Source organism: Bradyrhizobium sp. LCT2 (assembly GCF_009931255.1).
In the GTDB taxonomy this organism is placed as follows: Bacteria; Pseudomonadota; Alphaproteobacteria; order Rhizobiales; family Xanthobacteraceae; genus Bradyrhizobium; species Bradyrhizobium diazoefficiens.
This window is the reverse complement of the sequence record NZ_CP034432.1, coordinates 2,896,758-2,917,690: the sequence shown is the minus strand read 5'-3', so window position 1 is coordinate 2,917,690 and position 20,933 is coordinate 2,896,758. Positions and strand designations below refer to the sequence as shown.

The following is a 20,933-nucleotide window of genomic DNA, read 5'->3' as shown; positions in this document are numbered from 1 at the left end:
CGCCATCACCGCGTCAGCTTCTTGTACTTCACGCGGTGAGGAATGATGCTGTCCTGGCCGAGCCGGCGCATCTTGTCCTTCTCGTAGTCCTGGAAGTTGCCTTCGAACCATTCGACATGGCTGTCGCCCTCGAAGGCCAGGATATGGGTCGCGATGCGGTCGAGGAACCAGCGATCATGGCTGATGATGACGGCGCAGCCGGCGAAATCCTCCAGCGCCTCTTCGAGCGCGCGCAGCGTGTCGACGTCGAGGTCGTTGGTCGGTTCGTCGAGCAGCAGGACGTTGGCACCGGACTTGAGCATCTTGGCGAGATGCACGCGGTTGCGCTCACCGCCGGAGAGCGCGCCGACCTTCTTCTGCTGGTCGGCGCCCTTGAAGTTGAACGACGAGCAATAGCCGCGCGAATTGACTTCCTTCTTGCCGAGCAGGATCAGCTCGTTGCCGCCGGAGATCTCCTCCCACACGTTCTTGTTGCCGTCGAGCGCGTCGCGCGACTGGTCGACATAGCCGAGATGCACGGTCTCGCCGACCGTGATAGTGCCCTTGTCCGGCGTTTCCTGCTTGGTGATCATCTTGAACAGCGTGGTCTTGCCGGCGCCGTTGGCGCCGATCACGCCGACGATGCCACCAGGCGGCAGCTTGAAGGTGAGATCGTCGATCAGCAGGCGATCGCCGTAACCTTTGCTGAGGCCTTCGAAATCGACCACGTTGGCGCCGAGCCGCTCGGCGACGGGGATGATGATCTGCGCGGTCTGGGTCTGCTTCTCGCTCGCCTGCTTCAGCAGTTCCTCGTAGCGCTGGTAGCGCGCCTTGGACTTGGCCTGGCGTGCCTTCGGCGAGGACGCGACCCATTCCTGCTCGCGCGCAATCGTCTTCTGGTGCGCGGCGTCCTCGCGGCCTTCCTGCTCCAGCCGCTTCTGCTTCTGCACCAACCAGGACGAGTAGTTGCCCTCGTAGGGAATGCCCTTGCCGCGATCGAGCTCGAGGATCCAGCTGGTGACGTTGTCGAGAAAGTAGCGATCATGGGTGACGATCAGGATCGCGCCGGGATAGTTGCGCAGATGGCCTTCCAGCCACGACACCGACTCGGCGTCGAGATGGTTGGTCGGCTCGTCGAGCAGCAGCAACTCGGGCTGGTCAAGCAGCAGCCGGCACAGCGCGACGCGGCGGCGCTCACCGCCGGAGAGTTTTGTGACGTCGGCGTCGTCGGGCGGGCAGCGCAGCGCGTCCATGGCCTGGTCGACCTTGCTGTCGAGATCCCAGAGGCCCTGGGCCTCGATCTCGTCCTGCAGCTTGGTCATCTCGTCGGCGGTCTCCTCGGAGTAGTTCATCGCCAGCTCATTGTAGCGATCGAGGATGGCCTTCTGCTTGGCGACGCCCAGCATGACGTTCTCGCGCACGGAAAGCTTGGCATCGAGCTGCGGTTCCTGCTCGAGATAGCCGACGCGGGCGCCCTGGGCGACCCAGGCCTCGCCATTATACTCCTTGTCGAGGCCGGCCATGATCTTGAGCAGCGTCGACTTGCCCGAGCCGTTGACGCCGAGCACGCCGATCTTGGCGTCCGGGTAGAAGCTCAGATGGATGTTATCGAGCACCTTCCGGGTCGGGTAGCTCTTGGTCAGGCCCTGCATGAAATAGATGAACTGGCGCGCCATCGGTCCCGTGAAACCTTCGATTTGAGGAAATTTGCTTGCCGCCGATGTAGCGATCCCGCCCCCAAAGGGCAACGTTTTCCCTCCGTTCACCACGGATGAATACGGGACGGACACCATGCTGACGCCAATCCGGACAATTGAAACCATTTTTTAATAAAGCAGGCCAAAGCTCGTCACGGCGCCGAAAAAGACGCCACCCGCGGCAGAAGCGGCGGGGAGAACAGCGAGGCCGCACCATGGCTCTGACCGAGACCAATTCCTTTCCCGTTCCGGCAGAAGCCGGCAGCACCTCCGCGCTCGTCGCGGAGATCAAGGGCTTCTGGAAGGGCTTCTTCGCCACCGCCTTCAACCCCTACCGGCCCGAGCTGCACTACATGCGCGGCCCCGGCCCCGCCTGGCGCGCCAAGCACGGCATGGATGCGCCGGTCCGGCTGAAGCCCCGCGACCTCTGAGCCCTTTCCCCGCTATCGGATTTTTGAAGACGCGAGCTGCTTGCGCGCAGGTGTGATTGCGCGCAACCATGGCCCGGTTCCGACGATGGCCCCCGCCTGGCGCCATCACCTCTCGCCATGGATGAACGCTGATGACGCGGCTGCGCTGTGCAATTCTCGACGACTATTTCAACATCGCCCTCGACGTCGCCGACTGGCCGAAACTGTCCGACCGCATCGACGTCACCGTGTTCAGCCATCCCTTCACCTCGGAGCAGGCCGCGGCCAGCGCGCTCGCCGATTTCGAGATCGTCTGCGCGATGCGCGAGCGCACGGCGTTCCCCAAGAGCCTGTTCGATGGCTTGCCGAAGCTGAAGCTGCTGCTGACGTCAGGCATGCGCAACGCCTCGATCGACATGGAGGCCGCGAAGGCGAAGGGCGTTGCGATCGGCGGCACGCAATATTCCCGCGATCCCACGGCACCGCTGACCATGGGCCTGATCCTGGAGCTGACCCGCGGCATCGGCCGGGAGAATGCGCGCATGCATGCCGGCGAGCCCTGGCAGACCTTTGCCGGCGTCGAGATCGAGGGGCTGACGCTCGGCATCGTCGGGCTCGGCAAGCTCGGCAGCAAGATGGCGGGCATTGCGAAAGCATTCGGCATGAACGTGATCGCCTGGAGCCCGAACCTCACGCCGGAGAAGTGCAAGGCGGCCGGCGTCGGCTACGCCACCAAGGAGGAGCTGTTCGCCAAGGCCGACATCGTCACCATCCATGTGGTGCTGAGCGAGCGTTCGCGGGGACTGGTCGGCGCTGCGGACCTCGCGCGGATGAAGCCGACGGCCTTCCTCGTCAACACCGCGCGCGGGCCGATCGTGGACGAGCAGGCCCTGCTGGAGGCCTTGCAGCAGCGGAAGATCGCGGGCGCCGGCTTGGATGTGTTCTCGGTCGAGCCGCTGCCGGTCGACCATCCCTTCCGCAAGCTCGACAATCTCGTGCTGACGCCGCATCTCGGCTACGCCACCGAGGACGGCTTGCGCATCCATTACGGCCAGATGGTCGAGGCGATCGACGCCTGGACCCGCGGCGGCGAGCTGCCGCGCAAGCTGGCCTGAAACGAAAAGGGCGTGCCGACGGCACGCCCTTCGCAATCTGAATTGTCTCGCAGCGCCTAGCGCACGGTGACCGGCGCGGGCAGCGGCGGCACAACGGTCGGCTGCGTACCTGGGACAGGGCCGGCCTGGGCCGCCATCGGGGCCGGCGCACCGGGGGTGGGTGCGGCGGACGCAGTCGCCGTTCCCGGCGCCGGACCACCCGGCATCACCACCACGCGCGTGCCGACCTTGACCCGGTCGAACAGGTCGGAGACGTCCTCGTTCAGCATGCCGATGCAGCCGGAGGAGACGAACTTGCCGATCGTCGAGGGCTGGTTGGTGCCGTGGATCCGGTAGACAGTCGAGCCGAGATACATCGCCCGGGCGCCGAGCGGATTGCCGGGGCCGCCGGCCATGAAGCGCGGCAGATAGGGCTGGCGCTCGATCATCTCGGTCGGCGGATGCCAATCCGGCCACTCGGCCTTGCGGGTGATCTTCTGCACCCCGGTCCAGGTGAAGCCGTCGCGGCCGACGCGGACGCCGTAACGGACCGCGCGGCCATTGCCGAGGACGTAGTACAGGTAGGTGTTCGGGGTATCGACGATGATCGTTCCGGCCGGCTCCTTGGTCGCGAGCGAGACCTCCTGGCGGCGCAGGTTCGGCGGCAACTGTGCCGGCGCGGCGTCGGGCTGCTCCTCGGGCGGGAGCGAGGCGATCGCCATCGGCCGGCCATCGGCGCCAACCGGCGGCTGCCCGGCCTGGACCGCTCCGGTCGCGGCGGGACCACCGACGGCTTCCGGCGGACGCAGGCCGTCGCTGCCGGGGGCCTGCTGAGCGGGACGGTCGGCATAGATCACCGCGGGCGGGCCGGCGGGGCGGCCGTAGCGGGGATCGTCGGGCGACATCACCGGCCCCTGCGGCGGCGCAGCCGAGTAGACGGGAGCGCCGGCGGGACGGCCATAACGGGGATCATCCGGCGACATCACCGGCCCCTGCGGCGGCGCAGCCGAATAGACCGGAGGACCAGCGGGGCGGCCGTAGCGGGGATCGTTGGGCGAGATCGGACCGCCCGGGCCGGGCGGCGGCAGCGATGCCTGCGGCAGCGCGTCGTCGTCATCTTCCAGCGCGTCGAAACTCGGCGTGCGGTCGCCGGGGCGGTATTCAGCCGGAGCGCCGTAGCTCGGCGCCTGCTGGACCGGATAGCTCTGGGCCTGTGCGAGCGAGGTTCCCGCCGCAGCGACTGTTGCGGCAGCGCATATCGTCAGAAAATGTTTGATCATCATCGCTCTTGTATAGTCCCCAGGCCCTATCGGACCGCTAACGGCCAGATGACCGAAGATAGCGGCACATTCAAGACATTACAGGCCGATTTGCGCCGGATTTGCCGATTTGTGATCCGCAAGACTACCGTTGCTCTGTTGCATCACGGGGGCGGAAATCGCATTCCGCCGTGGATTGCCGGAGTCATCGACCCCGATTTTAAGGGAACGGCGCGGAGGGGTTGCGATATGTTCGAATCAGCCTGATTCGCCGCCGCTTTGAGCTCCGATTCCGCGTGGCGAACGCGGCAACCAGTACCGTCACCGCGTTCAGATGGCTCATTGGCCCTGGCCACCTCGCCGCCGGGGCGGAAATTCGCAATCCCTCGATGCTTCCCGGCTTTCGCTTCCTGCTTGCCGCGATCCTGCTGTCAACCTCCATCCTGGTGTTCGGCTTGGGCGCCGCCGCGCTGCTGCGGGCGAGCCACGAGCAGTATGTCAGCAACCCCTCCTGGCGGAACGGCCCGCAGGAGCAGATGTTTGCCCAGGCATCCGAGCCGGCCCAGCCGGTGCTCGCGGCCTTGCGCGCGGAGCCGGAGCCGGCCGAGCCCAGCGCGCCGTCGCTGCGCGACCAGGTGCCGACCATTGCTCTCCCGACGAGCGAGCCCGAGCAGGTCGCGGCGGTGACGAGTGAGGCTGACGCTGAGCCCCAGGTCGCTACACCGTCGGCTGAGGCGCCAGCCGCCGAACCGGCCAAGACCGAGACGACGACGGAAGCCACGGCACCAGCTCCCACCGACACGCTCACCCCTGCCGACACCACGGCATCGATCCCCGAGGCCACCCCTGTCCCGACCGCCGGCGCGCCGGCCCCGGCTGACCCTAGCCTTGCCCTGGCGTCCTCGGCGCTCGATGCCGCCTCGGCCAGGATAGCTGCACTGAACGATCCCGCGACCACGGCCTGGAAGGATCCGCCGGCCAAGGCCAAGGCGGACAGCAGCGCACCGGACAGCAAGGCGACGAAGCCGCGGGCGAAGGCGAAGAAGCGGCACCGCGTGGTGCGGCGCCCGCCGCCTCAACAGCTGCAGCAGTCGCTTGACCCGTTTGGTCAGCCGCAGCAGACCTTCGCTACGACGACCACGCGCGCGCGCCAGTAAGCTTACGCCGGCCCGGTCGCGACCGGCGGGCCGCCGGCCTGGCCCCATTCCGACCATGAGCCGTCATAGAGCGCGGTATCGGTGATGCCGAGGCGATAGAGCGCGAGCGTCAGCACGCCGGCCGACACGCCGGAGCCGCAGCTCGTCACGATCGGCGCATCGAGCTTGACGCCGGCACCGGTGAAAGCGGCACGCAGATCGTCGAGCGGCTTCATCGTTCCGGTCGCGGCATCGAACAGGAGATTGTAGGGCACGTTGCGGGCGCCGGGGATGTGGCCGGAGCGGATGCCCGCGCGCGGCTCGGGCGCGCGGCCCTCGAAACGGTCGGCGGCGCGTGCGTCGATCACCTGCTCTTTGCTGCTTTCGACGTTGGCGATGAGCTGCTGCATGCTGCGCACGCGTTTTGAATCATAGCTCGCCTTGAACGTCGCAGGCTTCGGCTTCACCTCGCCGCTCTCGACGGGACGCCCCTCGGCGCGCCACTTCTTCAGGCCGCCATTGAGGATGCGTACATTGCCGTGGCCGAAAGCCAGGAACATCCACCACGCGCGCGGCGCGGCGACCCAGCCGCCGGCATCGTAGATCACGACCGTGTCGGCATTACCGATGCCGAGATTGCCGACGTCGCGGCCGAACTGCTCGGCGCTCGGATACATATGCGGCAGCGGGTTGGAATGATCCGACACCGCGTCGACGTCGAAGAACACCGCGCCGGGCAGATGCGCGGCGAGATAGTCGTCCTTCGGCAGCGGCAGCACGCCCGGCAGCTTGAAGCTGGCGTCGAGCACTTTAAGGTTGGCGTCGTTGATATGGGCGGCGAGCCATTCGGTGGAGACGAGGGGGTCGGGGGTCATCGGTCTTTCCTTGTCATTCCGGGGCGCGCGTAGCGCGAGCCCGGAATCTATCGCGCGGCAGAGATGGTGGATGAATGGATTCCGGGTTCGCGCTACGCGCGCCCCGGAATGACGAAGGGAGAGATCTAGCCCTTCTTCTTCGGCTCCCACTGCTCCACCGGGCCGCCGGCGTCGCGCCAGGCGGCGTAGCCGCCGGCGATGTGGGCGACGGGCTTGAGGCCCATGTCCTGCGCGGTCTTGGCAGCGAGCGCGGAGCGCAGGCCGCCGGCGCAGTGGAAGACGAACTTCTTGTCTTCCTGGAAGATCGGCTTGGCGTACGGGCTCTGCGGATCGATCCAGAATTCCAACATGCCGCGGGTGCAGGCGAACGCGCCGGGGATGCGGCCGTCGCGCTCGATCTCGCGGGGATCGCGGATGTCGACGATGACGACGTCACCGTTCTTGGAGATCTCGATGGCGTCCTTGGCGGTGAGCGTCTCGATCTCGGCATTGGCCTCGTCGATCAGCGCCTTGATGCCGCGGGTGATGGTCTGGGGCATGGGTCTTCCCTTCTGTTATTTCGTCATTCCGGGGCGATGCGCAGCATCGAACCCGGAATCCATTTATCGACGAACATTGCGGCCCGATGGATTCCGGGTTCGCGCTACGCGCGCCCCGGAATGACGGGAAGCTAGTGCGTCAATTCCTTCATCGCACCCTCCAGCCCCTCGATCGTGATCGGGAACATGCGATTGGTGAAGATGCGCTTGATGATGGTGGTCGATTCCGAATAGTCCCAGTGCTTCTGCGCGACCGGATTGAGCCACACCGTATGCGGATAGGTGCGGATGATGCGGTCGAGCCAGACCGAACCCGGCTCCTCGTTGACATGCTCGACCGAGCCGCCCGGCACCATGATCTCGTAAGGCGACATCGAGGCGTCGCCGACGAACACGACCTTGTAGTCGTGCGGGTATTTGTGCAGCACGTCCCAGGTCGGCGTGCGGTCGGTGAAACGGCGCTTGTTCTGCTTCCACACGCCTTCATAGAGGCAGTTGTGGAAGTAGAAATACTCCATGTGCTTGAACTCGCTCTTCGCCGCCGAGAACAGCTCCTCGACCTGCTCGATATGCGAATCCATCGAGCCGCCGATGTCGAAGAACACCAAGAGCTTCACCGCGTTGCGCCGCTCGGGCCGCATGTGCACGTCGAGATAACCGTGATTGGCGGTCTCGCGGATGGTGGTGTCGAGATCGAGCTCATCAGGCGCGCCGGTGCGCGCGAACTTGCGCAGGCGCCGCAGCGCCACCTTGATGTTGCGGATGCCGAGCTCGACATTGCCGTCGAGATCCTTGAACTCGCGCTTGTCCCACACCTTCACGGCGCGGTTGTTGCGGTTCTTCTCCTGACCGATGCGGACGCCCTCGGGATTATAGCCGTGGGCCCCGAACGGCGAGGTGCCGGCGGTGCCGATCCACTTCGAGCCGCCCTGATGCCGCCCCTTTTGCTCCTCGAGGCGTTTCTTCAGGGTCTCCATGAGCTTGTCCCAGCCCATGGCCTCGATCTGCTTCTTCTCTTCCTCGGTGAGATACTTCTCCGCGAGCTTCTTCAGCCACTCCTCGGGGATCTCGGCCTTGTCCATGGCCTCGAGCAGGCTCTCCAGCCCCTTGAACACGGTGCCGAAGACGCGGTCGAACTTGTCGAGATTGCGCTCGTCCTTCACCAGCGAGGCGCGCGACAGATAGTAGAAATTCTCGACGGTGTAGTCCGCGAGGTCAGCGTCGAGCGCCTCCATCAGCGTGAGGTATTCGCGCAGCGTCACGGGGACCTGCGCATCGCGCAGAGAAGTGAAGAATTGCAGGAACATGGGTGACAGATTGCCCGTCGGGGGGCGGACGTCAAGGGGCGCTTCACCTCTCCCATTGGGAGAGGTGAAGCGAGATCGCGAACGCTGCTGGACCGGGAGGCTTTTTGCTCTAGAATTGGCCGCCTCACGGGGTTGTTTTGGGGACGTTTGCAATGGGAATTCTCGCAGCACTCATCATCGGCGCGATCGCCGGCTGGCTCGCCGGCAAGATTGTCCACGGGGCGGGATTTGGGCTGATCGGCAACATGGTCGTCGGCATCATCGGCGCGCTGGTGGCGGGCTGGGTGCTGCCTCAGCTGCACATCCAGCTCGCCACCGGCACGGTCGGCGCCATCGTGGATGCCACCATCGGCGCGGTGATTGTGCTCGTCATCCTTTCGCTGATAAAACGGGTCTGAAAGCCTGACCGAACCAGGAACGGCCGCCATGAGCGGCCGTTCCGTTTGTTGGACCAGGGCGATGCCTGCAGGGCAAGATCTGGGACGACGACCAACAAGGACGCGCGATGAAATTTACCGGCACCAAGGACTATGTTGCGACCGACGATCTCAAGGTCGCCGTCAATGCCTCGATCGTGCTGGAGCGCCCGCTCCTCATCAAGGGCGAGCCCGGCACCGGCAAGACCGTGCTGGCGGAGGAAGTGGCCAAGGCGCTGAACGCGCCGCTTCTGACCTGGCACATCAAGTCCACCACCAAGGCGCAGCAGGGCCTCTACGAATACGACGCGGTGTCGCGCCTGCGCGACAGCCAGCTCGGTGATGCCCGCGTCTCCGACATCAGGAACTACATCAAGCGCGGCAAGCTGTGGGAGGCGTTCACCGCCGAACAGCGCCCGGTGCTGCTGATCGACGAGATCGACAAGGCCGACATCGAGTTCCCGAACGATTTGCTGCTCGAGCTCGACCGCATGGAATTCCATGTCTACGAGACCGGCGAGACGATCAAGGCGAAGCAGCGCCCGATCATGATGATCACCTCCAACAACGAGAAGGAGCTGCCGGACGCGTTCCTGCGCCGCTGCTTCTTCCACTACATCAAGTTCCCCGACGCCGACACCATGGGCCGCATCGTCGACGTCCACTTCCCCGGCATCAAGAAGCGCCTGGTGGAAGAGGCGCTGCGCATCTTCTTCGAAGTGCGCGAGGTGCCCGGCCTGAAGAAGAAGCCGTCCACCTCGGAGCTCTTGGACTGGCTCAAGCTGCTGCTCAACGAGGACATGAGCGTGGAGCAACTGCGCGAGCGCGATCCGCGCAAGCTGATCCCGCCGCTGCACGGTGCGCTGCTGAAGAACGAGCAGGACGTGCATCTGTTCGAGCGGCTGGCGTTCTTGAGCCGAAGGGAAGTGTAGGTCGGCGCGCCGCCAACCACACGCCCGGTGTCGTCCCGGCCTAGTGCGCAATTGCGCACGGGGGCCGGGACCCATACCGCGTGATTTATCGATAAGACTCCGGGGCCAGTACCGCCCACCAAACCACTCTCTGGGGTAATGGGTCCTGGCTTTCGCCAGGACGACGTTGGGGAGGCATTTGCGCGCTGCCTCAACCTCGTCATTGCGAGCGCAGCGAAGCAATCCAGAAGCCCTCCGCGGAAACAGTCTGGATTGCCTCGCTGCGCTCGCAATGACGGAGCATGAGGTATGGGCTGGTTCTCCAGATGACGCTGTCATTCCCCGCGAAGGCGGGGAATCCAGTACGCCGACTCTCGGCTCCATCACAACCGCCTCTGGAATACTGGATCGCCCGCCTTCGCGGGCGATGACAGCGAGTGTGTGGTCGCAGACACGCCTTCGCAGCCTCGCGGCCCATTTCGCCCGAGCTTTGCTCTCTCCATCACACCCTCCAGGAAAGAGGGCGCAGGGAAGGCCGGGTGCCGGCTGGCACCCACGGTCCGCCGTGCGAAGGCACACGCAGAAAAACTGCACAGCGGCATACAGGTGAAGCCCAACACACGGCCTTCCCTGCGCGATGGTCGGACGGCTTATGCCGTGCTCTCCCGGGAGCCGAGTTCGTTCTGGCCTCCATCGTCCTCGCGGAATTCACCGACACCGCGCCGGTTGACGCGACTGCCGCATCCGCAAGAGCTTGACCGTAGCAACGACGGCCAGGACCACACGGTTTTGCCGTACGCACGCAGCGCCGCTCGTCCGCACGAAGTTTTGGGCTCACGGAGAGCAATCCGCCCTGCCCTCAGCCTCTCGCACACGACGCTGCCGCGTCCACCGCAACCCGGCCCGCGTTTCGAACGACTCGCGAACCGCCCCTCTTCGTCGAGCCGGGCTGGCCCGATGTATGCCGCAATTCCGAATTTCGGTAAAGTGGAATATTTTTGCGAAGAAGGGTTGACGGGGTGCGGGGTGTTTTGCCCGACGGGCAACGAAAGATGGATTGTTCGGGGCCTCAAGCCCCGGAATTGCGAGACCAGCGCCGCTGCTTGGCCGCTCCGAAAAGAAGCTCCACTGTCATCGGCGCCTTGGTTCTCCGTCCAAGGAGCGTCTTCACTAGGCCGCTCAGCTCAAACCCTTCGCTGCCAAAATACATGTCAAAATCGAACTCCGACATGTCGACATTGAACTGCTCCCCAAATCGACGAACCAACTCCCGCGCGTCGTCTCCGTCGACGCCCAAATCCCGGGCGATGTCGGTGCCAAGCGTGATTTGCTTGCGCGTCAACGTCTCTGTCCGGACAAAAGAAAGCAAGCTTTCCAGAAGCCCTGCGTCCCGCATTCGCTTGATGTCATTGACGACGTCCGGATCGCCCAAGTCCCTGTGCCACCAATGGTTTATACGATCCAGCGGCCGCTCCTTTCGTCGCCTGCCGTCTGCAACGGCGAGCAACTCGATGAGGAGCCGAAACACGCGAGGCAGCTCAAACTCTGGAAGCATCACGAGCTTCGCCAATTGAACCCGCAGATTGGGCATCGCGATCAAGACGCACGGAGTAAGCGTCGGCTTCAGCCGTGACTCCGCGATTGCGACAACCACATCTTCGGGCTTGGGCCTTGCCTGCAATATGAAGTTACTCAAGCCACGGAGCAGCCTGCGCTTGTCGTCCTCGCTCTGCGCGCCGAACCAAGCGTCGCCCTCTGGATTGCTTGCGATCCCCTGCGCCAGTTGATTCAACAGGATTTCTTCGTCCACATTTAACATCGCGCCACCCATGGCAGCGCTGCACCCCAGCCCACGACAAAGTCATGGTGATTGCTGCAAAGGAGATAGCTCGCCTTCTCGTCACAGACATAAAACTCGAGTGCCGGACAGTCCTCCAGAACCCGAAGCAGGTCCGCACCACACGAAAATTTCATTCCGCGATACTCATTGCCGATTTCGCCTTCACGTGCGCAGCGGGTTGCCAGGCTCGAAGGGAGACAGGTTTTCGGGTCGCGGTAACACAGACGGGGCATCGCCTGCCAAGCCATACACATCGATGCCCTTCAGCAAGCCACCACTCGAATAGATGAATATTCCACTTGGGTGATCACCATCGTTCAGCAGGAATTCACCGAGAATCTCAGCGCCGGGCGGTGCTTCAGCATGCCCCTTGATTTGGAAGTTGATGCTGGCACATCCACATCGACATCTCCAGGGCGTGACTTCGGCCAACTCGAGCTGATCCAGATATCGCTTGGCTTCTTCCGCGCCATGCTCCAACATCCAGCGCGCAAGATCGCGCTCGGCATCCGTGAGTGGACGATTTTGGTCTGTGCTCAAAATGACTTCGTTCGGCTGACGGCGGCCCGCTACCTTAGCTTGCAAAGCGGGATAAGGCCAGCGGGCGGTAGGGTGGGTTAGCGTCAGCGTAACCCACCTCTTTGGTCTCCGCGTCGAAAGAAGTGGTGGGTTACGCCGCGCGGACTGCGCTTCGCGCAGCCGCTAGCTAACCCACCCTACGAAGATCTCACGCCACCGCCGCATCCGGAATCCGCGCGGCTTCCATCGGCACCTTGCCGCGGATCAGGTCCGAGGCACGGTCCGCGATCATCATCGTGGATGCATTCAGGTTCGCCGAGATCATCCGCGGCATCACAGAAGCATCGATCACGCGGAGGCCCTCCAACCCGTGGACGCGAAGCTGGTCGTCGACCACTGCCCACGTGCTGTCCGCCGGGCCCATGCGGCAGGTGCAGCCGGGGTGGAAAGTGGTGGTGCCGCGCTCGGTGGCGGCGGCGAGGAATTCGTCGTCGGTGTTGATGTTGGGGCCGGGGAAATCCTCGTAGGCGTAGTAGGGCGACAGCGGCGCACTCTTCAAAAGGCGCCGCGCAAGCTTCATGCCGCCGACGATCACGCGGCGGTCGAGCTCGGCGTCGAGATAATTGGTCTGGATGATCGGCGGCGCGAACGGATCCGCCGAGCGGATGCGGACATAGCCGCGGCTCTCGGGGCGCTGCTGCCAGGACGCCACCGTCATGCCGGGCTCGTCCTCGAGCTGGCCCTGCACGCCTTCCTTGTAACTCGCGGGCGTGAAGGTGAGCTGCAGGTCGGAAGACTCGGCGCTCTCGCCGGAATGCCAGAAGCAATAAACCATGGTCGGCGACAGCGACAGCAGGCCGCGGCGCGCGGTTGCCCATTTCAGCGCCTCGATCCACAGCGAGAAGCCGCGGCGGAGCTCGTTGATGGTCTTGATGTCTTTTACGCGCGCCACCGTGCGCGGGGCGTAGTGATCCTGCAGACCTTCGCCGACCGGCAGCGCGTGACGCACCTGGATGCCGTGAGCACCGAGCAAATCGGGCGAGCCAATTCCGGAGAGCTGGAGCAGCTGCGGCGAATTATAGGTGCCGCCGGACAGGATCACTTCCTTGTTGGCGCGCACCTCGACCGGCGTGCCGCCGCGGCCGCCCTTGGTGTAGCGCACGCCGACCGCGCGCTTGCCCTCGAAGATGATCTCGGTTGCGTGCGCGTGAGTGTGCACATGCACGTTCGGCCGTTTCATCGCGGGCTTCAGGAACGCGGTCGAGCCGGAGACGCGCAGGCCGTTGTTGATGGTGCGCTGGCAGTAGGAGACGCCTTCCTGCTTCGCGCCGTTGTAGTCGGGGTTACGCGGGATGCCGAGCGAGACCGCGCCCTCCATGAAGGCCTCGCAGAGCGGATCGCGCCAGTCCATGGTGGTGACGATGAGGTTGCCGTCGCGTCCGCGATAGGTGTCCTCGCCCTCGCCGACCCGCTTCTCCAGCCGCTTGAAGTAAGGCAGCACGTCGGCATAGCCCCAGCCGCGATTGCCCATCTGCGCCCAGGTGTCGAAATCCATGCGCTGGCCGCGATTGTAGATGTGGCCGTTGATCGAGGACGAGCCGCCGAGCGTCTTGCCGCGCGGCGCGTAGATGCTGCGCCCGCCAGTGTAGGGCCCCGGCTCCTGCTGGTAGGCCCAGTTGATGCTCTTCATGTGGAAGGTCTTGATGAAGCCCGCCGGCAGATGGATGTACGGGTGCCAGTCGCTCGGGCCCGCCTCCAGCACGCAGACGCTAACGTTCGGATCTTCGCTGAGCCGGTTGGCAAGCACGCAGCCGGCGGAGCCCGCGCCGACGATCACATAATCAAATCTGTCCATGGTGCCTCGGCCGCTCAGCGCGGCTTGTCGTTGAGTTGAAATTCGAGATGCGCCTGCACGGTCGGCCATTCGGCGGCGGTAATGCTGTAGACCACCGTGTCGCGCAGCGTGCCGTTCGGCGCGACCTGGTGGCTGCGCAGAATGCCGTCCTGCTTGGCGCCCAGGCGCTCGATGGCGCGGCGGCTCTGGTGGTTGAAGTAGTGCGTGCGGAATTCGACCGCGATGCAGTTCAGCGTCTCGAAGGCGTGCCGGAGCAGCAGCAGCTTGCACTGCGTATTGAGCGGGCCGCGCTGCGCGCTCTTGCCATACCAGGTCGAGCCGATCTCGACGCGGCGGTTGGCGGCATCGATATTCATGTAGGTCGTCATGCCGACGATGTTGCCGCCGGCGTCGAACACGGTGAACGGCAGCATCGAGCCTGCGGCTTGCAAGGCCAGGCGGCGGTCGATCTCCTTGCCCATGTTCTCAGGCAGGGGAATCGCAGTGTACCAGAGCTTCGAGAGCTCGCCGTCCTTCACGGCCTCGGTCAGCCCTTCGATATGCTGACGCGACAGCGGCTCGAGACGGGCGTGCTGTCCACGCAGGGTGATGGGATCAGGCCAGGGCATCGAATCGTTCCTCATGAATGTCATTCCGGGATGGTCCGAAGGACCAGACTATGGTGCGCAATTGCGCACCTGAGAATCTCGAGATCCCGGGTTCTATGCTCCGCATAGCCCCGGGATGACAATCGCGTTTTACGCGATTGTCACTTGTTCAAGAAGTTCAACGGCAAACCGCCGCGCGGCCAGTCCATGGCGATCAGCTCGCCCTTGCCTGACAGCGTGATGTAGGCGGTCTTCAGCCCGGGGCCGCCGAAAGCGATGTTGGTGGTGACGCGGTCGCCGGTCGGGACCTGCTCGATCAGGGTGCCGTCAGGCGCGATCACCGAGATGCAGCCGGAGACGAGGGTGGCGACGCAGACATTGCCGCCAGCCTCCACCGCGAGCGAGTCGAACATCTGGTAGCCGCCGAGGCCGCAGATCGGCTTGCCCCGCTCGCCGCGATAGATCACCTCGCGCGGCCTCAGCGTGCCGGGCACGGAGAGCTCATAGGCCCAGAGCCGCGCCGTCGGCGTCTCCGCGATGTAGACGGTGTTCTCGTCCGGCGAGAGCCCGATGCCGTTGGCCGGCAGCACGCCGTGCACGACCTCCACGACCTCTTTCATGCCGGGCTTGAGATAATACATGCCGCCGACGTCCATCTCGCGCGCGCGGCGCTTGCCGAGATCGGAGAACCAGAGGCCGCCGTGCCTGTCGAACACCAGATCGTTCGGCCCGCGCAGATCGTGCTCGCCGCATTTGGTCACGACGGTCTCGACCTTGCCGGATTGCAGGTCGACTCGCTGGATCGAGCCGCCGAGATAGTTGTCCGGCTGCGGGCCCGGCATGATCATCTGGCCGGTCGGAATCCAGGAGAAGCCGCCATTGTTGCAGATGTAGATCTTGCCGTCGGGGCCGAGGGCGGCGCCATTCGGTCCGCCCGGCACCTTCGCCACGATCTCCTTGCGGCCGTCGGGATAGACGCGGGTCAGGCGCTGGCCGCGGATTTCCACCAGCACCACCGAACCGTCCGGCATCACGACCGGCCCTTCGGGAAATTCGAGGTCGGTGGCGAGAACGCGGACGTCAGACATTGAGACCCTCCCGGCTGCTTGTTATGGCTTGCACGGGATGTCCGGCACGGGCCCCACACGCAAGATTTGCCTGCGGTTATGACAAAGTCACCGGGGCTTGCCAAGCAAGCGGGACGGTATGCCAGCGTTGCGCCGCAAGGCGCGACTAAGGGTCCTCGCGGATCGTGCTACCCGCGCACCGGCACCCAGATCTCGAAGCCGCCATTGCCGGTCGTGGGATCGAATTTTTCGTCGTAGCGCTCGAAGCTCGGCGCGTCCGCGGCCTTCAGGCCGGAGGCGGGCAGCCACTGATTCCAGATCGTGTTGACGGTGCGCCTGATCGAGGCGACGTGGTCGGTGTGGGCGAACACCGCATAGCGCTGCTCGGGGATGCGGATGCGGCCGAAGCGGCGTGGCAGGTCGGAATAATCGCTGACCTCGACACCGGCGATGTAGTCGAAATTGCCGGCATCGTCGCCGTTGCAGCAGACGCCATAGGCGACGTTGCCGACACGCGCCGGAATGTCGGCGACCTCCTGGTGGAAGCGCTGCCACATCCCCGGGATGATCGCGCCGTTGTCGCAGGAGATGCGCTCACTGATGCCGGCGACGAGGAAGGCGGTTGCGGTCTCGAAACGCGGCGGGGCGAGAGTGTCTGAGATGGTGGAGTCCATGAGGATCGGCTCCTGAAGCTTGAGATGGCCGGTGCACGTCGCGGCCCGCACCGCTTCGGGTGTGGTGCCAAACTGGTCGCGGAACGCGCGGGTGAATGCTTCGTGCGAGCCGTAATCCGCCTCCAGCGCCAGCGACAGGATGTCCGGCGCGCCGTTCGCAAGACTGCGCGCCGCCTCGGTCAGCCGCCGCGCGCGCACGTAGCGCATCACCGGCAGGCCGGTGGCTGCGGCAAACGCGCGCACGATGTGGAACCGCGACACGCCTGAGATCGCAGCGATCTCGTCGAGCGTCATCGGCTCGGCAAGATGGCTCTCGATATACCAGAGCGCGCGCTGGGCTGGATTCATGGTGGTTCGGGCCCTCGTTCGAAGCGCGACCATGATGCACGGAACGCCGCGGGCTTCGCTTGATCGGCGTTGCGGTCCCGCAAGAGAATAACGCCGGCACAGCTACTGGCAACGTCCGGGCATTCATGGCTACACTCGGGACGTCCTTGAAACCGCTCACAAGAAAGCAGGAGGAACCGCGTCATGAAGATCACCGATGTGCGGGCGCACCAGATCCGCATCCCCTATGACGCCGGTGTCGCGAGCTTCCGCCAGGGCGCCTCCGCCATCACCGCGCTCGACATGGTGATCGTCGAGGTCACGACCGATGCCGGGTTGACCGGCTGGGGCGATGCCTTCGCCTATGTCTGCCCCCGCACCACGCGCAGCGCCGTCGAGGAGATGATCGCACCGCAGGCACTTGGGCTTGAGGTTCCCGATGCCGCCGGCATTCCCGCGGTGATGGAGCAGATCCAGCGCAATCTGCATCTGTTCGGCCGCTACGGCATCACCATGTTCGCGATCTCCGGGCTCGACATCGCGCTGTGGGACCTCGCCGCGAAGATCAAGGGCGTGCCGGTGCACCGCCTGCTCGGCGAGACCAGGCGCCCGGCCATTCCGGCCTATGCGAGCCTGTTGCGGATCGGCTCGCCCGACAACATCGCGGCCGAATGCAAGAAGGCGCTCGCGCTCGGCTATGGCGCCATCAAGCTACACGAGACCACGGCGCCGGCGGTCTATGTCGCGCGCGAGGCGATCGGGCCGGGCATACCGCTGATGGTGGACATGAACTGCCCGCTGTCAGGCGAGCAGGCGATCGCGTTCGCCGGGACATGCCGGGACGCGCAGCCGATGTTCCTGGAGGAGCCGGTCTGGCCACCGGAGGATTTTGCGGCGCTCGCCGAGGTCCGCAGCAAGGGCGGGCTCGGCGTCGCCGCCGGCGAGAACGCCTGCACGGAATATCAATTTCGCCAGATGATGAATGCGGGCGCGGTGAGCCACGCCCAGCCGTCGGTAATCAAGGTCGGCGGCATCACGGAGTTCCTGAAGGTCGCGGCGCTCGCCGATCGGCTCGGCGTCAAGATCGTCCCGCACTCCCCGTATTTCGGCCCCGGCCTGCTTGCGACCTTGCATCTGCTGGCGGGGCGCGACGACGGGTTCGTCGAGATGTTTTACCTGAAGCGCGAAGCCTGCCTCTGGGGCGGCCGCGCCGACGTCGATGCCACCGGCCATGTCGCGGTGCCGACTGGGCTTGGGCTCGGCTATGAGCCCGACCGCGGCGTGATGGAGCGATATCGCGTCGCGTGAGCGCGGCGCCTATTTCGCCGCGTCCTTGGCCGGCGGCGCGTCCTGCTTCTTCTTCACGTCCTCCGCGATCTTCGTCTGCGCGGCCTGGAGATCGCCGAGCGTCTTCTGCAAGCCGGCAAGGCTCGTCTTCAACGCGTCGATCTGGCGATTGGCGGCATCCAGCTTCTGCTGGTGATCGAGGTTGAGCTTGGTGATCGTCTTCTGGAGGAAATCGACGTTGCTCTGGAGGCAGCTCGTGCGCCGCTCCATGGTCTTCTCGACGGTGCAGATCTCGATGCCGGGCACGTCCTGCGCGCGGAGCGGCGCGATCGCCAGCGTGGCGAGCAGCAACATCACGACACAGACGCCGGCGCTTCGAAACGGCATGCAGGTTCCTCGTCAAATTGATCACGGCAATGTGCGCTGTTTGCGCACAGCCGCCGGACGCTACCACACTCGTACCGCATTCTCGCGTTGAGCTTGGCTTGTTCCCTTGGGACAGGGAGCAGTGAACCGCGCGCGGAAGAAATGGGCGCTCTTTCCGCGGCTTTGATTAGGGGAGATTTTTGGAATGGCAACGCGCGATAGACGTCTGGCGGAATTCGACGGAGCCGGTGAACCGCCTCCTGGCTTGCCGGTCGAAGTGCTGTGCGAGGATCACAGCGGAACGTATCAACTGCCGTTCGCCTGCCGCTATGTCGAGGGACGCTGGCAGAACCACGAGGCCGGCATCGCGGTCGAAGCGACCGTGATCGGCTGGCGCTTGCCGCGTGTGAAGCACTCCGGCGTCGCCTGACAGCGGCTTCTGTTCCAAAATGCAACGGGGCCGCGCTCCGCCTTAACCTTCGGAACGCGGTTCGAACGAATCGCGTCCGAATCAGCCGAATCGCCTCGTCCACGCCTGTTCACGGCTAGATGTCGACGCGGGTCTGTTTTCGCGCACAATATCTGCGCGACGGCCGGGTGGGCTCGAGCCTGGAGCCGGCGCCAAAGGTTAACGGTGGACAAGGCATGGCTCGCACCGCCGCCCCAGCCGGTCCCCGCCCCCGAAACAGGCAGGCCACCGCAACGCCTGCCTAATATTCGACCTCGAGCTCCTCGATCTCGGCCGGCTCTTCCTTGGCCGCCGCGATCCATTCCTGCATCTCGGGCATGGCCATGATGGTATCGGCGTAGGCCTTCAGAAGCGGCTCGAGCTTGACGTCATAGGTCACGAAGCGCGTCACCACGGGCGCGTACATCGCATCCGCCATGGTGCGCCTCTCACCGAACAGGAACGGGCCGCCCGATTTCTCCAGGCAGTCGCGCCAGATGGACCAGACGCGGTCGATGTCGGCCTGCGCGCGCGACCAGATCTTGAAGCCGGGGAAGTGTCCCTTCAGATTGACCGGCAGCGAGGCGCGCAGCGTGGTGAAGCCGGAATGGATTTCGCCACAGATCGAGCGGCAATGAGCGCGCTGGACGCGGTCATCCGGCAACAGGCCGGCGTCCGGCATCACCTCGTTGAGGTATTCGGCAATCGCCAGCGTATCCCAGACAGTCGCGCCCTCGTGCCGCAGGCATGGCACCAGGATCGACGACGACAGCAACAGGATTTCGGCGCGCGCGGAGGCGTCGTCGGGCGCGGTCACGATCTCCTCGAAATCGAGCCCGGAAAACTTCGTCAGCAGCCAGCCACGCAGCGACCAAGACGAGTAGTTCTTGCTGCTGATGGTCAGTGTCGCCTTCGCCATATGGCCTCTTCCCTCACGCCTGAGATGGGCACCCCGCCCGGCCCGCGGGCCTGCCCACTACCTGTGCTTCCCATGTGTACACCCCGCTTGAAGAGCAAGCGATGTGCCAGTTTTCCGGGCGATTTGACTCAGTTTTGGCTTCGATATTGCATGGCACCATGGGACAGGTGGGCGCTTCAGTATGATGTCGATGTATTATCAAGCCTTTCAGAACCAGATGGACCTGACGGCGCCGTGGCGCGCGGGCGCCTCGTCTGCGCTCAAATTCCTCAACCTGGTGCCGCAGGGCGTGTCGCACCAGGTCGTCGGCCGGCTGTCGGCGGCGCTGGAGCTGATCTCGCGCTCCACCCTCACCTACCATCGCCCGGCCTACGGCATCGACAGCGTCATGGTAGGCAACCGTGAGGTCGCCGTCACCGAGGAGATCGCCTACGCGACCCCGTTCGGCTCGCTGCTGCACTTCAAGAAGCAGGGCGTGCCCGAGCAGCCGCGCATGCTGCTGGTGGCGCCGATGTCCGGCCATTTCGCGACGCTGCTGCGCGGCACCGTGAAGACGCTGCTCCAGGACCACGACGTCTACATCACCGACTGGCACAATCCGCGCGACATTCCGCGCAGCGAGGGCCGCTTCGGGCTCGACGACTACACTGATCATCTCATCGACTTCCTCGGCCAGCTCGGCCCGCGCCCCCATATGGTGGCGATCTGCCAGCCGTCGGTCTCGGCGCTCGCGGCCGCCGCCGTCATGTGCGAAGGCAACCATCCCTCGCGGCCGGCCACGCTGACGCTGATGGCAGGGCCGATCGACACGCGGATCCAGCCGACCAGGGTGAACGAGTTCGCCAAGAGCAGGCCGATCGACTGGTTCGAGCAGAACCTGATCAACTACGTGCCGGTGCAGTGCCGCGGCGCGCTGCGCAAGGTGTATCCGGGCTTCGTGCAGCTCACCGCCTTCGTCTCGATGAATCTCGAGCGGCACATCAAGCAGCACATGGACCTCGCCAACCACATCGCCAAGGGCGAGAAGGAAAAGGCGGCAACCATCAAGACCTTCTACGACGAATATTTCGCGGTGATGGATCTGCCCGCGGAATTCTACATCGAGACCGTGCGCGACGTATTCCAGGAGCATCTGCTGCCGCAGGGCAAGCTGATGCATCGGGGACGGCCGGTGAACACCAAGGCCGTCAGCCGCATGGGGCTGATGACGGTCGAGGGCGAAAAGGACGACATCTGCTCGATCGGCCAGACGCTCGCCGCGCAAGACCTCTGCACCGGCGTGCGCGCCTATCGCCGCGTGCACCACATGCAGGCCGGCGTCGGCCATTACGGCGTGTTCTCCGGCAAGCGCTGGAACAACGAGATCTATCCGCTGCTGCGGGATTTCGTGCACGTGAATTCGTGAGGCGCACGCCGCGCCG

General features: G+C 64.8%; 21 protein-coding genes. 8 read left to right on the top strand and 13 right to left on the bottom strand.

Annotated features, from left to right (window positions below):
* Positions 1-5: 5 nt before the first annotated feature.
* Positions 6-1,655: an energy-dependent translational throttle protein EttA gene (gene ettA / locus EI171_RS14225; protein WP_011089425.1), complete on the bottom strand. Its 1,650-nt coding sequence runs from the start codon at positions 1,653-1,655 to the stop codon at positions 6-8.
* A gap of 236 nt (positions 1,656-1,891) precedes the next feature.
* On the opposite strand from ettA, the gene EI171_RS14220 reads away from it, so the two are divergent.
* On the top strand, positions 1,892-2,107 hold the full coding sequence (locus tag EI171_RS14220) for a hypothetical protein (RefSeq protein ID WP_060908653.1): 216 nt from the start codon (positions 1,892-1,894) through the stop codon (positions 2,105-2,107).
* Between the two features lie 131 nt (positions 2,108-2,238).
* Positions 2,239-3,201 carry a D-2-hydroxyacid dehydrogenase family protein gene (locus EI171_RS14215; RefSeq protein ID WP_028176317.1) on the top strand — a complete coding sequence of 321 codons (963 nt, stop codon included), beginning with the start codon at positions 2,239-2,241 and terminating at the stop codon, positions 3,199-3,201.
* A gap of 56 nt (positions 3,202-3,257) precedes the next feature.
* On the opposite strand, the gene EI171_RS14210 is transcribed toward EI171_RS14215, so the two are convergent.
* Positions 3,258-4,460, bottom strand: coding sequence for a L,D-transpeptidase (locus tag EI171_RS14210; RefSeq protein ID WP_039185840.1), 1,203 nt, complete (start codon positions 4,458-4,460; stop codon positions 3,258-3,260).
* A gap of 368 nt (positions 4,461-4,828) precedes the next feature.
* Between EI171_RS14210 and EI171_RS14205 the strand changes: the two genes are divergently transcribed.
* Positions 4,829-5,596 (top strand): hypothetical protein, encoded by a 768-nt coding sequence (locus tag EI171_RS14205; protein WP_202633198.1) that lies wholly within the window; start codon positions 4,829-4,831, stop codon positions 5,594-5,596.
* A 2-nt stretch (positions 5,597-5,598) separates the two neighbouring features.
* On the opposite strand, the gene sseA is transcribed toward EI171_RS14205, so the two are convergent.
* From sseA to EI171_RS14190, 3 genes are all read right to left on the bottom strand, one after another.
* A complete protein-coding gene (sseA, locus tag EI171_RS14200) occupies positions 5,599-6,450 on the bottom strand; it encodes a 3-mercaptopyruvate sulfurtransferase (protein ID WP_161533641.1) in 852 nt (283 codons plus the stop codon).
* A gap of 125 nt (positions 6,451-6,575) precedes the next feature.
* A complete protein-coding gene (locus EI171_RS14195; RefSeq protein WP_110117150.1) occupies positions 6,576-6,989 on the bottom strand; it encodes a rhodanese-like domain-containing protein in 414 nt (137 codons plus the stop codon).
* A gap of 131 nt (positions 6,990-7,120) precedes the next feature.
* Complete coding sequence (locus EI171_RS14190) at positions 7,121-8,296, bottom strand: VWA domain-containing protein (RefSeq protein WP_011089432.1); 1,176 nt, start codon at positions 8,294-8,296, stop codon at positions 7,121-7,123.
* Positions 8,297-8,448: 152 nt separating this feature from the next.
* On the opposite strand from EI171_RS14190, the gene EI171_RS14185 reads away from it, so the two are divergent.
* Together EI171_RS14185 and EI171_RS14180 are read left to right on the top strand one after the other, a co-directional pair.
* Entirely contained in the window at positions 8,449-8,694 is a 246-nt protein-coding gene (locus EI171_RS14185; RefSeq protein ID WP_011089433.1) for a GlsB/YeaQ/YmgE family stress response membrane protein, read from the top strand.
* A gap of 107 nt (positions 8,695-8,801) precedes the next feature.
* A complete protein-coding gene (locus EI171_RS14180) occupies positions 8,802-9,644 on the top strand; it encodes a MoxR family ATPase (protein WP_028152332.1) in 843 nt (280 codons plus the stop codon).
* 1,048 nt (positions 9,645-10,692) lie between these two features.
* Here EI171_RS14180 and EI171_RS14175 read toward each other — a convergent pair.
* From EI171_RS14175 to EI171_RS14150, 6 genes are all read right to left on the bottom strand, one after another.
* Positions 10,693-11,454: a DUF5958 family protein gene (locus EI171_RS14175; protein WP_161533640.1), complete on the bottom strand. Its 762-nt coding sequence runs from the start codon at positions 11,452-11,454 to the stop codon at positions 10,693-10,695.
* A 171-nt stretch (positions 11,455-11,625) separates the two neighbouring features.
* Positions 11,626-12,003, bottom strand: a complete 378-nt coding sequence (locus EI171_RS14170) for a hypothetical protein (RefSeq protein ID WP_161533639.1) — start codon at positions 12,001-12,003, stop codon at positions 11,626-11,628.
* 187 nt (positions 12,004-12,190) lie between these two features.
* Positions 12,191-13,837: a GMC family oxidoreductase gene (locus EI171_RS14165; protein WP_110117154.1), complete on the bottom strand. Its 1,647-nt coding sequence runs from the start codon at positions 13,835-13,837 to the stop codon at positions 12,191-12,193.
* A 14-nt stretch (positions 13,838-13,851) separates the two neighbouring features.
* On the bottom strand, positions 13,852-14,445 hold the full coding sequence (locus EI171_RS14160) for a GNAT family N-acetyltransferase (RefSeq protein ID WP_038967669.1): 594 nt from the start codon (positions 14,443-14,445) through the stop codon (positions 13,852-13,854).
* A gap of 140 nt (positions 14,446-14,585) precedes the next feature.
* Positions 14,586-15,512 carry an SMP-30/gluconolactonase/LRE family protein gene (locus tag EI171_RS14155; protein ID WP_161533638.1) on the bottom strand — a complete coding sequence of 309 codons (927 nt, stop codon included), beginning with the start codon at positions 15,510-15,512 and terminating at the stop codon, positions 14,586-14,588.
* 167 nt (positions 15,513-15,679) lie between these two features.
* Positions 15,680-16,513, bottom strand: a complete 834-nt coding sequence (locus tag EI171_RS14150) for an AraC family transcriptional regulator (protein ID WP_161533637.1) — start codon at positions 16,511-16,513, stop codon at positions 15,680-15,682.
* A gap of 183 nt (positions 16,514-16,696) precedes the next feature.
* Between EI171_RS14150 and EI171_RS14145 the strand changes: the two genes are divergently transcribed.
* Positions 16,697-17,800, top strand: coding sequence for a mandelate racemase/muconate lactonizing enzyme family protein (locus EI171_RS14145; RefSeq protein WP_161533636.1), 1,104 nt, complete (start codon positions 16,697-16,699; stop codon positions 17,798-17,800).
* A gap of 9 nt (positions 17,801-17,809) precedes the next feature.
* Here EI171_RS14145 and EI171_RS14140 read toward each other — a convergent pair whose 3' ends face one another.
* Entirely contained in the window at positions 17,810-18,166 is a 357-nt protein-coding gene (locus tag EI171_RS14140) for a hypothetical protein (RefSeq protein ID WP_038967667.1), read from the bottom strand.
* A gap of 184 nt (positions 18,167-18,350) precedes the next feature.
* On the opposite strand from EI171_RS14140, the gene EI171_RS14135 reads away from it, so the two are divergent.
* A complete protein-coding gene (locus EI171_RS14135) occupies positions 18,351-18,575 on the top strand; it encodes a hypothetical protein (protein WP_011089440.1) in 225 nt (74 codons plus the stop codon).
* Positions 18,576-18,855: 280 nt separating this feature from the next.
* On the opposite strand, the gene EI171_RS14130 is transcribed toward EI171_RS14135, so the two are convergent.
* Positions 18,856-19,512: a glutathione S-transferase family protein gene (locus EI171_RS14130; protein WP_028174587.1), complete on the bottom strand. Its 657-nt coding sequence runs from the start codon at positions 19,510-19,512 to the stop codon at positions 18,856-18,858.
* Positions 19,513-19,693: 181 nt separating this feature from the next.
* On the opposite strand from EI171_RS14130, the gene EI171_RS14125 reads away from it, so the two are divergent.
* Positions 19,694-20,917 carry a polyhydroxyalkanoate depolymerase gene (locus tag EI171_RS14125; protein WP_011089442.1) on the top strand — a complete coding sequence of 408 codons (1,224 nt, stop codon included), beginning with the start codon at positions 19,694-19,696 and terminating at the stop codon, positions 20,915-20,917.
* Positions 20,918-20,933 lie beyond the last annotated feature (16 nt).

Excerpts from the sequence above, each read along its gene's own strand:
- EI171_RS14215 (WP_028176317.1), top strand. The coding sequence starts at position 2,239 with ATGACGCGGCTGCGCTGTGCAATTCTCGACGACTATTTCAACATCGCC.
- EI171_RS14205 (WP_202633198.1), top strand. The coding sequence starts at position 4,829 with ATGCTTCCCGGCTTTCGCTTCCTGCTTGCCGCGATCCTGCTGTCAACC.
- EI171_RS14140 (WP_038967667.1), bottom strand. The coding sequence starts at position 18,166 with ATGCCGTTTCGAAGCGCCGGCGTCTGTGTCGTGATGTTGCTGCTCGCC.
- EI171_RS14220 (WP_060908653.1), top strand. The coding sequence starts at position 1,892 with ATGGCTCTGACCGAGACCAATTCCTTTCCCGTTCCGGCAGAAGCCGGC.
- ettA (WP_011089425.1), bottom strand. The coding sequence starts at position 1,655 with ATGGCGCGCCAGTTCATCTATTTCATGCAGGGCCTGACCAAGAGCTAC.
- EI171_RS14150 (WP_161533637.1), bottom strand. The coding sequence starts at position 16,513 with ATGAATCCAGCCCAGCGCGCGCTCTGGTATATCGAGAGCCATCTTGCC.
- EI171_RS14160 (WP_038967669.1), bottom strand. The coding sequence starts at position 14,445 with ATGCCCTGGCCTGATCCCATCACCCTGCGTGGACAGCACGCCCGTCTC.
- EI171_RS14165 (WP_110117154.1), bottom strand. The coding sequence starts at position 13,837 with ATGGACAGATTTGATTATGTGATCGTCGGCGCGGGCTCCGCCGGCTGC.
- EI171_RS14155 (WP_161533638.1), bottom strand. The coding sequence starts at position 15,512 with ATGTCTGACGTCCGCGTTCTCGCCACCGACCTCGAATTTCCCGAAGGG.
- EI171_RS14185 (WP_011089433.1), top strand. The coding sequence starts at position 8,449 with ATGGGAATTCTCGCAGCACTCATCATCGGCGCGATCGCCGGCTGGCTC.
- EI171_RS14135 (WP_011089440.1), top strand. The coding sequence starts at position 18,351 with ATGGCAACGCGCGATAGACGTCTGGCGGAATTCGACGGAGCCGGTGAA.
- sseA (WP_161533641.1), bottom strand. The coding sequence starts at position 6,450 with ATGACCCCCGACCCCCTCGTCTCCACCGAATGGCTCGCCGCCCATATC.
- EI171_RS14210 (WP_039185840.1), bottom strand. The coding sequence starts at position 4,460 with ATGATCAAACATTTTCTGACGATATGCGCTGCCGCAACAGTCGCTGCG.
- EI171_RS14190 (WP_011089432.1), bottom strand. The coding sequence starts at position 8,296 with ATGTTCCTGCAATTCTTCACTTCTCTGCGCGATGCGCAGGTCCCCGTG.
- EI171_RS14175 (WP_161533640.1), bottom strand. The coding sequence starts at position 11,454 with ATGGGTGGCGCGATGTTAAATGTGGACGAAGAAATCCTGTTGAATCAA.
- EI171_RS14195 (WP_110117150.1), bottom strand. The coding sequence starts at position 6,989 with ATGCCCCAGACCATCACCCGCGGCATCAAGGCGCTGATCGACGAGGCC.
- EI171_RS14180 (WP_028152332.1), top strand. The coding sequence starts at position 8,802 with ATGAAATTTACCGGCACCAAGGACTATGTTGCGACCGACGATCTCAAG.
- EI171_RS14125 (WP_011089442.1), top strand. The coding sequence starts at position 19,694 with ATGATGTCGATGTATTATCAAGCCTTTCAGAACCAGATGGACCTGACG.
- EI171_RS14130 (WP_028174587.1), bottom strand. The coding sequence starts at position 19,512 with ATGGCGAAGGCGACACTGACCATCAGCAGCAAGAACTACTCGTCTTGG.
- EI171_RS14145 (WP_161533636.1), top strand. The coding sequence starts at position 16,697 with ATGAAGATCACCGATGTGCGGGCGCACCAGATCCGCATCCCCTATGAC.